The 11,968-nt window shown below is 63.9% G+C and carries 7 protein-coding genes, 1 tRNA gene and 3 rRNA genes; 2 read left to right on the top strand and 9 right to left on the bottom strand.

The window, feature by feature from the left end:
* Positions 1-7: 7 nt before the first annotated feature.
* The 8 genes from ACLIN4_RS26055 to thyX all read right to left on the bottom strand — a co-directional run bounded on the left by ACLIN4_RS26055 (position 8) and on the right by thyX (position 10,285).
* Positions 8-83 (bottom strand) — tRNA-Thr (locus ACLIN4_RS26055).
* A gap of 77 nt (positions 84-160) precedes the next feature.
* Positions 161-823, bottom strand: coding sequence for a DegT/DnrJ/EryC1/StrS family aminotransferase (locus ACLIN4_RS26050; RefSeq protein WP_257101846.1), 663 nt, complete (start codon positions 821-823; stop codon positions 161-163).
* Positions 824-937: 114 nt separating this feature from the next.
* Positions 938-1,054, bottom strand: a 5S ribosomal RNA gene (gene rrf, locus ACLIN4_RS26045).
* A gap of 87 nt (positions 1,055-1,141) precedes the next feature.
* Positions 1,142-4,263 (bottom strand): 23S ribosomal RNA (locus ACLIN4_RS26040).
* Between the two features lie 307 nt (positions 4,264-4,570).
* Positions 4,571-6,098, bottom strand: a 16S ribosomal RNA gene (locus ACLIN4_RS26035).
* Together the 16S, 23S and 5S rRNA genes form the textbook arrangement of a ribosomal RNA operon.
* 490 nt (positions 6,099-6,588) lie before the next feature.
* Positions 6,589-8,274, bottom strand: coding sequence for a ribonuclease J (locus tag ACLIN4_RS26030; protein ID WP_107480384.1), 1,686 nt, complete (start codon positions 8,272-8,274; stop codon positions 6,589-6,591).
* A gap of 153 nt (positions 8,275-8,427) precedes the next feature.
* Positions 8,428-9,327: a 4-hydroxy-tetrahydrodipicolinate synthase gene (gene dapA, locus ACLIN4_RS26025; RefSeq protein WP_100049675.1), complete on the bottom strand. Its 900-nt coding sequence runs from the start codon at positions 9,325-9,327 to the stop codon at positions 8,428-8,430.
* A 217-nt stretch (positions 9,328-9,544) separates the two neighbouring features.
* Positions 9,545-10,285: an FAD-dependent thymidylate synthase gene (gene thyX, locus ACLIN4_RS26020; RefSeq protein WP_100049676.1), complete on the bottom strand. Its 741-nt coding sequence runs from the start codon at positions 10,283-10,285 to the stop codon at positions 9,545-9,547.
* A 186-nt stretch (positions 10,286-10,471) separates the two neighbouring features.
* On the opposite strand from thyX, the gene ACLIN4_RS26015 reads away from it, so the two are divergent.
* The gene (locus ACLIN4_RS26015; RefSeq protein ID WP_043379205.1) at positions 10,472-10,711 is read left to right on the top strand and encodes a hypothetical protein; all 240 of its coding nucleotides are present in this window, start codon (positions 10,472-10,474) and stop codon (positions 10,709-10,711) included.
* 118 nt (positions 10,712-10,829) lie between these two features.
* Entirely contained in the window at positions 10,830-11,387 is a 558-nt protein-coding gene (locus tag ACLIN4_RS26010) for a hypothetical protein (protein WP_307652016.1), read from the top strand.
* 100 nt (positions 11,388-11,487) lie between these two features.
* Here ACLIN4_RS26010 and ACLIN4_RS26005 read toward each other — a convergent pair whose 3' ends face one another.
* Positions 11,488-11,943, bottom strand: coding sequence for a tetratricopeptide repeat protein (locus tag ACLIN4_RS26005; RefSeq protein WP_100049786.1), 456 nt, complete (start codon positions 11,941-11,943; stop codon positions 11,488-11,490).
* Positions 11,944-11,968: the final 25 nt, after the last annotated feature.

The following is an 11,968-nucleotide window of genomic DNA, read 5'->3' as shown; positions in this document are numbered from 1 at the left end:
TTCGCTGTGGAGCCCCCAAACGGAATCGAACCGTTGACCTTCTCCTTACCATGGAGACGCTCTGCCGACTGAGCTATAGGGGCCTGTCGCTTTCGAGGTTTCCCTCGCGGCAACGGAATAGATCATACCCCGAACAGACCGGTGCTCCCAACCACGCCTTTCAGAAGGCCGGCTGGAGCAGCCCACCCAAGGCATTGCAGGCGGACACGATCCGCTGCATGTCCCGCTTGGTCAACGCCGCGTCGACGGGCAGGGCGAGCGTCTCGTCGGCGGCCCGCTCGGTCTCCGGCAGCGACACGCACCGGCGGAAGCCAGGCATCCGGTGCACGGGCGTCTTCACCGGGACTCGACACTCGACTCCGCGCCCCCGCACGGCACGGGCGAAAGCGTCGCGGTCCGGCCGTCCGTTGCCCGGCACCCGCACGACGTACTGCTGATAGGTGTGCCCGTCCCCCCAGTCCGGCGTGCGCACCCCCTTCAGCTTTCCGTCCAGATAGGCCGCCCGCTGCCGACGCTGCGCTATCTCGTCGTACGGCGCCTCGGACTCGCCCTGCTCCAGCACCAGCAGTCCGTGCCGCTGACCGACCGCGTGCAGCGGCGCCATGTCCGCCGGCCGTCCGAATCGGTGCACCACGACGACGGCCGCGGTGCGGGGGGTCAGCGCCGCGTCCACCGCCGAGGCGTCCAGGCAGTACGTGGCGGGATCTATGTCGGCGAAGACCGGCAGAGCGCCGACCAGGGCGACGGCCTCGGCGACTTCCACATTCCCGAAGGCAGGTACGACGACCTCGTCGCCGACTCCTACGCCGGCGGCCCTGAGCATTGCTGCGGTACCCATACGGCCGATGCTCGTAGCGCAACGTGAACTTCAAGTGACGGACAACAAAAAAGGGTTGGACCCGGAACCGAAGTTCGGGGTCCAACCCTTCTAATAATTGTTCGGCGGCGTCCTACTCTCCCACAGGGTCCCCCCTGCAGTACCATCGGCGCTGTAAGGCTTAGCTTCCGGGTTCGGAATGTAACCGGGCGTTTCCCCTACGCTATGACCACCGAAACACTATGAAACTGACAACCGCACCGTCCGTGACCATGGACGGGGTCGTTCGTGGTTTCAGAACCAACACAGTGGACGCGAGCAACTGAGGACAAGCCCTCGGCCTATTAGTACCAGTCAACTCCACCGGTTACCCGGCTTCCATATCTGGCCTATCAACCCAGTCGTCTACTGGGAGCCTTACCCCATCAAGTGGGTGGGAGTCCTCATCTCGAAGCAGGCTTCCCGCTTAGATGCTTTCAGCGGTTATCCCTCCCGAACGTAGCCAACCAGCCATGCCCTTGGCAGAACAACTGGCACACCAGAGGTTCGTCCGTCCCGGTCCTCTCGTACTAGGGACAGCCCTTCTCAAGACTCCTACGCGCACAGCGGATAGGGACCGAACTGTCTCACGACGTTCTAAACCCAGCTCGCGTACCGCTTTAATGGGCGAACAGCCCAACCCTTGGGACCGACTCCAGCCCCAGGATGCGACGAGCCGACATCGAGGTGCCAAACCATCCCGTCGATATGGACTCTTGGGGAAGATCAGCCTGTTATCCCCGGGGTACCTTTTATCCGTTGAGCGACGGCGCTTCCACAAGCCACCGCCGGATCACTAGTCCCGACTTTCGTCCCTGCTCGACCCGTCGGTCTCACAGTCAAGCTCCCTTGTGCACTTACACTCAACACCTGATTGCCAACCAGGCTGAGGGAACCTTTGGGCGCCTCCGTTACTCTTTAGGAGGCAACCGCCCCAGTTAAACTACCCATCAGACACTGTCCCTGATCCGGATCACGGACCCAGGTTAGACATCCAGCACGACCAGACTGGTATTTCAACGACGACTCCACCCACACTGGCGTGCGAGCTTCAAAGTCTCCCAGCTATCCTACACAAGCCGAACCGAACACCAATATCAAACTGTAGTAAAGGTCCCGGGGTCTTTCCGTCCTGCTGCGCGAAACGAGCATCTATACTCGTAGTGCAATTTCACCGGGCCTATGGTTGAGACAGTCGAGAAGTCGTTACGCCATTCGTGCAGGTCGGAACTTACCCGACAAGGAATTTCGCTACCTTAGGATGGTTATAGTTACCACCGCCGTTTACTGGCGCTTAAGTTCTCAGCTTCGCCTGGACGAATCCAAGCTAACCGGTCCCCTTAACGTTCCAGCACCGGGCAGGCGTCAGTCCGTATACATCGCCTTACGGCTTCGCACGGACCTGTGTTTTTAGTAAACAGTCGCTTCTCGCTGGTCTCTGCGGCCACCCCCAGCTCACGGAGAAAATCCGATCACCAGACGTGGCCCCCCTTCTCCCGAAGTTACGGGGGCATTTTGCCGAGTTCCTTAACCATAGTTCACCCGAACGCCTCGGTATTCTCTACCTGACCACCTGAGTCGGTTTAGGGTACGGGCCGCCATGAAACTCGCTAGAGGCTTTTCTCGACAGCATAGGATCATCCACTTCACCACAATCGGCTCGGCATCAGGTCTCAGACTATTGCCAGGCGGATTTACCTACCTGACGTCCTACACCCTTACCCCGGGACAACCACCGCCCGGGATGGACTACCTTCCTGCGTCACCCCATCACTCACCTACTAACCGCTTGGTTCAGCGGCTCCACCACTCCCCTCAACTCCGAAGAGATCAGGGCGGCTTCACGGCCTTAGCATCACGATGCTCGATGTTTGACGCTTCACAGCGGGTACCGGAATATCAACCGGTTATCCATCGACTACGCCTGTCGGCCTCGCCTTAGGTCCCGACTTACCCTGGGCAGATCAGCTTGACCCAGGAACCCTTAGTCAATCGGCGCAAACGTTTCTCACGTTTGTATCGCTACTCATGCCTGCATTCTCACTCGTGAACCGTCCACAACTGCCTTCCGGCGCTGCTTCACCCGGCACACGACGCTCCCCTACCCATCACAGCCGGCGTTGGCCGTATTGCTGCAATGACACGACTTCGGCGGTACGCTTGAGCCCCGCTACATTGTCGGCGCGGAATCACTAGACCAGTGAGCTATTACGCACTCTTTCAAGGGTGGCTGCTTCTAAGCCAACCTCCTGGTTGTCTGTGCGACTCCACATCCTTTCCCACTTAGCGTACGCTTAGGGGCCTTAGTCGATGCTCTGGGCTGTTTCCCTCTCGACCATGGAGCTTATCCCCCACAGTCTCACTGCCGCGCTCTCACTTACCGGCATTCGGAGTTTGGCTAAGGTCAGTAACCCGGTAGGGCCCATCGCCTATCCAGTGCTCTACCTCCGGCAAGAAACACACGACGCTGCACCTAAATGCATTTCGGGGAGAACCAGCTATCACGGAGTTTGATTGGCCTTTCACCCCTAACCACAGGTCATCCCCCAGGTTTTCAACCCTGGTGGGTTCGGTCCTCCACGAAGTCTTACCTCCGCTTCAACCTGCCCATGGCTAGATCACTCCGCTTCGGGTCTTGAGCGTGCTACTAAAATCGCCCTGTTCGGACTCGCTTTCGCTACGGCTACCCCACCCGGGTTAACCTCGCAACACACCGCAAACTCGCAGGCTCATTCTTCAAAAGGCACGCAGTCACGAGGATGGAGCAAGCTCCATCCCGACGCTCCCACGGCTTGTAGGCACACGGTTTCAGGTACTATTTCACTCCGCTCCCGCGGTACTTTTCACCATTCCCTCACGGTACTATCCGCTATCGGTCACCAGGGAATATTTAGGCTTAGCGGGTGGTCCCGCCAGATTCACACGGGATTTCTCGGGCCCCGTGCTACTTGGGTGTCTCTCAAGCAAGCCGCTGACGTTTCGACTACGGGGGTCTTACCCTCTACGCCGGACCTTTCGCATGTCCTTCGCCTACATCAACGGTTTCTGACTCGCCCTACGGCCGGCAGACCGTAGAAGAGAGATCCCACAACCCCGCACACGCAACCCCTGCCGGGTCTCACACGTATACGGTTTGGCCTCATCCAGTTTCGCTCGCCACTACTCCCGGAATCACGGTTGTTTTCTCTTCCTGCGGGTACTGAGATGTTTCACTTCCCCGCGTTCCCTCCACACTGCCTATGTGTTCAGCAGCGGGTGACAGCCCATGACGACTGCCGGGTTTCCCCATTCGGAAACCCCCGGATCAAAGCCTGGTTGACGACTCCCCGGGGACTATCGTGGCCTCCCACGTCCTTCATCGGTTCCTGGTGCCAAGGCATCCACCGTGCGCCCTTAAAAACTTGGCCACAGATGCTCGCGTCCACTGTGCAGTTCTCAAACAACGACCAACCACCCATCACAACCCACCGAAGCAGATCTTTACCGGGGCCGGCACTGAAGGAAGTTCATTCCCTCAGACACCCAACAGCGTGCCCGGCCCAGTCCCGTCCGGTGATCATGCGTTCCACGCTCCGAAGAGCAGTACTAGCAGCCACCGGCCCGTGCCTGAACCGAGTAGTCAACGTTCCACCCATGAGCAACCAGTGCGAGACGTTCGCTCGCATGCTGGCCTCTGACCTCGCCCCGAAGGACTCGGTAAGAAGTGCTCCTTAGAAAGGAGGTGATCCAGCCGCACCTTCCGGTACGGCTACCTTGTTACGACTTCGTCCCAATCGCCAGTCCCACCTTCGACAGCTCCCTCCCACAAGGGGTTGGGCCACCGGCTTCGGGTGTTACCGACTTTCGTGACGTGACGGGCGGTGTGTACAAGGCCCGGGAACGTATTCACCGCAGCAATGCTGATCTGCGATTACTAGCGACTCCGACTTCATGGGGTCGAGTTGCAGACCCCAATCCGAACTGAGACCGGCTTTTTGAGATTCGCTCCACCTCGCGGTATCGCAGCTCATTGTACCGGCCATTGTAGCACGTGTGCAGCCCAAGACATAAGGGGCATGATGACTTGACGTCGTCCCCACCTTCCTCCGAGTTGACCCCGGCGGTCTCCCGTGAGTCCCCAGCACCACAAGGGCCTGCTGGCAACACGGGACAAGGGTTGCGCTCGTTGCGGGACTTAACCCAACATCTCACGACACGAGCTGACGACAGCCATGCACCACCTGTACACCGACCACAAGGGGGACCCTGTCTCCAGGGTTTTCCGGTGTATGTCAAGCCTTGGTAAGGTTCTTCGCGTTGCGTCGAATTAAGCCACATGCTCCGCCGCTTGTGCGGGCCCCCGTCAATTCCTTTGAGTTTTAGCCTTGCGGCCGTACTCCCCAGGCGGGGCACTTAATGCGTTAGCTGCGGCACGGACAACGTGGAATGTTGCCCACACCTAGTGCCCACCGTTTACGGCGTGGACTACCAGGGTATCTAATCCTGTTCGCTCCCCACGCTTTCGCTCCTCAGCGTCAGTATCGGCCCAGAGATCCGCCTTCGCCACCGGTGTTCCTCCTGATATCTGCGCATTTCACCGCTACACCAGGAATTCCGATCTCCCCTACCGAACTCTAGCCTGCCCGTATCGACTGCAGACCCGGGGTTAAGCCCCGGGCTTTCACAACCGACGTGACAAGCCGCCTACGAGCTCTTTACGCCCAATAATTCCGGACAACGCTTGCGCCCTACGTATTACCGCGGCTGCTGGCACGTAGTTAGCCGGCGCTTCTTCTGCAGGTACCGTCACTTTCGCTTCTTCCCTGCTGAAAGAGGTTTACAACCCGAAGGCCGTCATCCCTCACGCGGCGTCGCTGCATCAGGCTTTCGCCCATTGTGCAATATTCCCCACTGCTGCCTCCCGTAGGAGTCTGGGCCGTGTCTCAGTCCCAGTGTGGCCGGTCGCCCTCTCAGGCCGGCTACCCGTCGTCGCCTTGGTGAGCCATTACCTCACCAACTAGCTGATAGGCCGCGGGCTCATCCTGCACCGCCGGAGCTTTCGAACCTCGCAGATGCCTGCGAGGGTCAGTATCCGGTATTAGACCCCGTTTCCAGGGCTTGTCCCAGAGTGCAGGGCAGATTGCCCACGTGTTACTCACCCGTTCGCCACTAATCCCCACCCGAAGGTGGTTCATCGTTCGACTTGCATGTGTTAAGCACGCCGCCAGCGTTCGTCCTGAGCCAGGATCAAACTCTCCGTGAATGTTTACCGGTAATCCGGTGCACACACACGAGAGCGGAACGCCGGGAGGAATAGTCCCGACGTTCACAGCGTCCTCGCTGTGTTTTTCAAAGGAACCTCAACCCGATCGAACCGATCAGGTCGGGGTATCAACATATCTGGCGTTGACTTTTGGCACGCTGTTGAGTTCTCAAGGAACGGTCGCTTCCTTTGTACTCACCCTCTCGGGCTTTCCTCCGGGCGCTTCCCTTCGGTCTTGCGTTTCCGACTCTATCAGATCTTTCCGATCCGATTTCCTCGGTGCTTTCCAGGTTCTCGCTTTCGCGTTTCCCTTTCCGGCGGTTCCGACTTTATCAGAGATTCTGAGTCGGGATTTCCACCCCCGGGGTCCCCTCCACAAAGTGGTCGGGTGCCCGTCCGAGCGGAGATGTAAACGTACTGGAGCGGGGCGCCTCGATGCAAATCGAGGCGCCCCGCTCCTGGTTGACGCTGCCGGAGACCCGACGGTCCGTCAGACCTCCACCACCACGGGGAGGATCATCGGCCGGCGCCGGTAGGTGTCCGAGACCCACTTGCCGAGGGTCCTGCGCACCAGCTGCTGGAGCTGGTGCGGCTCGACGACTCCGTCCTGGGCCGAGCGTTCCAGTACTTCGACGACCTTGGGGAGCACCGCGGCGAAGGCCGAGTCCTCGATACCCGAACCGCGGGCCTGGACGTGCGGCCCGCCGGTGATCTTGCCGGTGGACGAGTCCATGACCACGAAGACCGAGATGATGCCCTCGTCGCCGAGGATCTTGCGGTCCTTCAGGGCCGGCTCGCCCACATCGCCGACCGACAGGCCGTCGACGTAGACGTATCCGGCCTGGACCTTGCCGGAGATCTTCGCCTTGCCCTCGACGAGGTCGACGACGACTCCGTCCTCGGCGATGACGATGCGGTCGTGGGGGACTCCGGTGAGGGCGCCGAGTTCGGCGTTGGCGCGCAGGTGGCGCCATTCGCCGTGGACCGGCATCAGGTTCCTGGGGCGGCAGATGTTGTAGAAGTACAGCAGCTCGCCGGCCGAGGCGTGGCCCGAGACGTGGACCTTGGCGTTGCCCTTGTGGACGACGTTGGCGCCCCAGCGGGTCAGGCCGTTGATCACGCGGTAGACCGCGTTCTCGTTGCCCGGGATGAGGGAGGACGCCAGGATCACCGTGTCGCCCTGGACGATGCGGATCTGGTGGTCCCGGTTGGCCATGCGGGAGAGCGCGGCCATCGGTTCGCCCTGGGAGCCCGTGCAGACGAGGACGACTTCGCTGTCGGGGAGGTCGTCCAGCGTCTTGACGTCCACGACCAGACCCGGCGGGACCCTCAGGTAACCGAGGTCCCGGGCGATGCCCATGTTGCGGACCATGGAACGGCCGACGAAGGCGACCCGGCGGCCGTACTCGTGGGCCGCGTCCAGGATCTGCTGGATGCGGTGGACGTGGCTGGCGAAGCTCGCCACGATGATCCGCTTGCGCGCACCGGCGAAGACCGTGCGCAGCACGTTCGAGATGTCGCGCTCGGGCGGGACGAAGCCCGGGACCTCGGCGTTCGTCGAGTCGGAGAGGAGGAGGTCGATGCCCTCCTCGCTCAGGCGCGCGAAGGCGTGCAGGTCCGTGAGCCGGCCGTCCAGCGGCAGCTGGTCCATCTTGAAGTCGCCGGTGTGGACGGCCATGCCCGCGGGGGTGCGGATGGCGACGGCCAGGGCGTCCGGGATGGAGTGGTTGACCGCGACGAACTCGCAGTCGAAGGGGCCGATGCGTTCGCGGTGCCCCTCCGCCACCTCGAGGGTGTACGGGCGGATGCGGTGCTCCTGGAGCTTGGCCTCGATGAGGGCGAGGGTCAGCTTGGAGCCGATCAGCGGGATGTCCGGCTTCTCGCGGAGGAGGTAGGGGACGCCGCCGATGTGGTCCTCGTGGCCATGGGTGAGGACGATGCCCTCGATGTCGTCGAGGCGGTCCCGGATGGACGAGAAGTCCGGCAGGATCAGGTCGATTCCGGGCTGCTCCTCCTCGGGGAAGAGCACTCCGCAGTCGACGATCAGCAGACGGCCGTCGTACTCGAAGACCGTCATGTTGCGGCCGATCTCGCCGAGGCCGCCGAGGGGCGTGACCCGGAGGCCGCCCTTCGGGAGCACAGGGGGACGGCCCAGTTCAGGGTGCGGATGACTCAAAAGACTCTCCTCACCACACACGCCACGTACCGGTGGGCACGTGGCGCGCGTGACGTTCGTGCAGAAGCAGTTGTCGTAAGGGGGTGCGGGCACCGGTGCCCGCCTATTCAGTTGTGAAGTCCGTCCGGTCGTGCGGTGGTGCGAAGTCTGTTGTCAGAGCTGTACCCCGCCGGCGGCAAGATCGATCTTGAGCTGCTCGGTCTCCTCGGGCGTGAGGCCGACCATGGGGGCGCGCAGCGGTCCCGCGGGCAGCCCCTGGAGGGCGAGCGCGGCCTTGGTGGTCATGACGCCCTGGGTTCGGAACATGCCGGTGAAGACGGGGAGCAGCTTCTGGTGGATCTCCAGTGCCTTCTGCACGTCGCCCGCGACGTGCGCGTCCACCATCGCCCGCAGTTCCGGGGTGACGACGTGGCCGACGACCGAGACGAAGCCGACGGCGCCCACGGAGAGCAGCGGCAGGTTCAGCATGTCGTCGCCGGAGTACCAGGCGAGGCCGGAGCGGGCGATGGCCCAGCTGGCGCGGCCGAGATCGCCCTTGGCGTCCTTGTTGGCGACGATGCGCGGGTGCTCGGCGAGGCGGACCAGCGTCTCGGTGTTGATCGGGACGCCGCTGCGGCCGGGGATGTCGTACAGCATGACCGGCAGCGTCGAGGCGTCGGCGATGGCCGTGAAGTGCTGGTACAGGCCCTCCTGCGGGGGCTTGTTGTAGTACGGCGTGACGAGCAGCAGGCCGTGTGCGCCGGTGCGCTCGGCGGCGCGGGCCAGCTCGATGCTGTGCTGGGTGTTGTTCGTACCCACTCCGGCGACCACGTGGGCCCGGTCGCCGACGGCCTCCAGGACGGCTCGTACGAGGTCCGCTTTCTCCGCGTCGCTGGTGGTGGGGGACTCGCCGGTGGTGCCGTTGACGATCAGGCCGTCGTTGCCTGCGTCCACCAGGTGGGCGGCGAGCCGCTGCGCGCCGTCGAGGTCGAGTGCGCCGTCCGCCGTGAAGGGCGTGACCATGGCGGTGAGGACCCTCCCGAAGGGGGTCTGCGGAGTGGAGGTCGGAGCCATGGGTTACACGCTACTCGTTGCTCAGGGCGGGGTCTGCCCTCGGGGGAGGCGGCGGACCGGGAGAGAGGTGGAGCCCGGCACTGCCTGCTCGGGGGTTCAAGCAGTGCCGGGTCCCTTTGATCAGGCTAGATGAACTTCTTAGAACGCCGCAATACGGACACTTCGGGCGGCTGATGCGCACATGTGTGTTCGCGGCGCGTCAGAGGTTCGTCAGTGGCTACGGCGCCACGCGGCCGTTGGCGTTGAAGGCGGCGTACGTGAGCGGCATGAGCCGGGCCCACTCCTGCTCCATCTTCTCGCCGACCATCTCGATCTCGCGCTGCGGGAAGGAGGGCACCTTCGCCAGCTCGTGCTGGGTGCGCAGGCCGAGGAAGTGCATCAGCGAGCGGGCGTTGCAGGTGGCGTACATCGACGAGTAGAGGCCGACAGGGAGCACCGAGCGGGCCACCTCGCGGGCGACGCCGGCGGCGAGCATCTCCTGGTACGTGCGGTATGCCTGGCGGTAGGAGTCCTCCATGGACCGGCTGACCAGGTCGTGCTGCTCGGGGGTGCCCTCGACGAAGACGTACTTGCCCGGGCGGCCCTGCTGGACCAGCTTGCGGTCCTGCCCGGGCACGTAGAAGACCGGCTGGAGCTCCCGGTAGCGGCCCGACTCCTCGTTGTAGGACCAGCCGACGCGGTGCCGCATGAACTCGCGGAAGACGAAGATCGGGGCGCTGACGAAGAAGGTCATCGAGTTGTGCTCGAACGGGCTGCCGTGCCGGTCCCGCATGAGGTAGTTGATCAGGCCCTTGGAGCGCTCGGGGTCCTTCTGCAACTCGTCCAGGGACTGCTCCCCGAGGGTCGAGACGCGAGCGGCGAACAGCACGTCGGAGTCGGTCGCACTGCTCTTGACCAGCTCGACGGTGACGTCGTTGCGCAGGTCGATCTTGAAATCGTCGGCGGGGATGTCGGTCACGGGTGGAGGGCCTTCCCATCTTGTCGCTTGGCGAGGCCACTCTACGGCCCGCCGAATGGGGCGTTCGGTGCCGTGCCGCGATGAAATCGGTGAAACAGGGCACCCGCGGGGGCGTTCGTTCGTCTGTATGAGTAACAGCACCCGACACAGCGGTGCACTCAGTCCCCGAAAGGAGACACAGCCTCCATGATCCGCCGGCGTGAACCCGTGCCGTTCGCCTTCGTCGCCGAAGCCGACAGGTTCCGCAGCAATGTCACACCCCCGCCCCGGGAGCGGGCGTCCTTCGGCCAGCTGGCCGGGCGCTGGCTGCTCGGTCTCACCGTCGTCGCCGGCATCGTGGGTTCCCTCGTGATCGGGATGCCCGCGCTCTCGGCCGATCAGCCGTCCCCGCACAAGCAGCCGTCGCAGGCCTCCGAAGGGCGTTAGCCACGGCTCCGGGCCGGCGGCCCTGCCTCCATCCGGGGACCCGAGGGTGGTGACCGGAGACACAGGTCGGTAGCCTCACCGGGCACAGCACCTGCCATGGAACGAGTGAGGACCAGCCGTGCCCCTGCCCTTCCTGACGGCCGACCGCGCCTTCGACGCCACCGACGACGTCGCGCTGCCGCACGACGACCGCGACCTCTGGCGCCGGCCCTACCGGCCGGGGCCGTGGCGCGTGGGGGTGGCGGCGCTGATGCTGCTGCTCGCCTCGTTCGTCCTGTTCGCGGCGGTCATCATCGCGGCGACGGACTCGCTGTCCGCCGCCGGGGTGGTCTTCGGCATCGCGCTGGTCGTGATCGTCTGTGCCCTGCGGCTGCTGCGCACGGGGGCGTGGGTGAGCGCGCACGGGGTGCGTCACGTGAGCTTCCTCAGCACGCGCACGGTGGCCTGGCAGCAGGTCGCCAGCGTGCGGACCGTGCAGCAGCCGGTGCGCTGGCTCGGGCTGCCGCGGACCGTGCAGGGGCAGGCGTTGCTCCTGGTCCGGCAGGGCGGCCGGTCCGGAGAGACCTTTCCTCCGCTGCTGACCACGCACAACGCCGATTTCCTGGCGCGGGAGGAAGCCTTCGACCGGGCGGCCGACGCCGTGGAGGCATGGGCCGACGAGTACCGGCGGGGCTGAGCCCCGGAGACGGCGAAGGGCCGGGGCCCGGACCGCAGTGCGGTCCGGGCCCCGGCCCTTCGGTCTTTCCCGGGCCCTTCGGTTTCTCCCGTCGGTCCGGTCAGGCCGTCTCGACGGGCTTGCCGTCGTGCAGGGCGATCGCCCGCTGCATCGCCTTGCGGGCGCGCGGGGTGTCACGGGCGTCGTGGTAGGCGACGGCCAGCCGGAACCAGGTGCGCCAGTCTCCGGGGGCGTCCTCCGTCTCGGCCTTGCGCACGGCGAAGACCGCGTCGGCCGAGTCGCGGTCGACGCGGCCGCTGGGGGTGCGCTTCAGCTCGTCGACGGGCAGTCCGCCCTCGGCGTCGAGTTCGGCGGCGAGGGCGTTGGCCTTGCGGACGAACTGGGTGTTCTTCCAGAGGAACCACACGCCGATCACCGGCAGGATCAGCACCGCGATGCCGAAGGTGACGGTGAGGGGCGTGCCGGTGCCGATGAGCAGGACACCGCGGCTGCCGACCAGGACGAAGTAGACCACCAGGACGGCGGCCGTGATGACGTAGGAGATTTTCGCGCGCATGAGGGGCTGTGGCTCGGTCCGGGTC

The sequence above is a fragment of the Streptomyces mutabilis genome (assembly GCF_046628145.1).
In the GTDB taxonomy this organism is placed as follows: Bacteria; Actinomycetota; Actinomycetes; order Streptomycetales; family Streptomycetaceae; genus Streptomyces; species Streptomyces mutabilis.
Note: the sequence above shows the minus strand (reverse complement) of the source record. Positions and strands in the feature narration are given on the sequence as shown.

What these genes read in the sequence shown, in the direction of transcription:
- ACLIN4_RS26050 (WP_257101846.1), bottom strand. Translation starts at nt 823, where the DNA reads ATGCTCAGGGCCGCCGGCGTAGGAGTCGGCGACGAGGTCGTCGTACCT.
- dapA (WP_100049675.1), bottom strand. Translation starts at nt 9,327, where the DNA reads ATGGCTCCGACCTCCACTCCGCAGACCCCCTTCGGGAGGGTCCTCACC.
- ACLIN4_RS26015 (WP_043379205.1), top strand. Translation starts at nt 10,472, where the DNA reads ATGATCCGCCGGCGTGAACCCGTGCCGTTCGCCTTCGTCGCCGAAGCC.
- ACLIN4_RS26005 (WP_100049786.1), bottom strand. Translation starts at nt 11,943, where the DNA reads ATGCGCGCGAAAATCTCCTACGTCATCACGGCCGCCGTCCTGGTGGTC.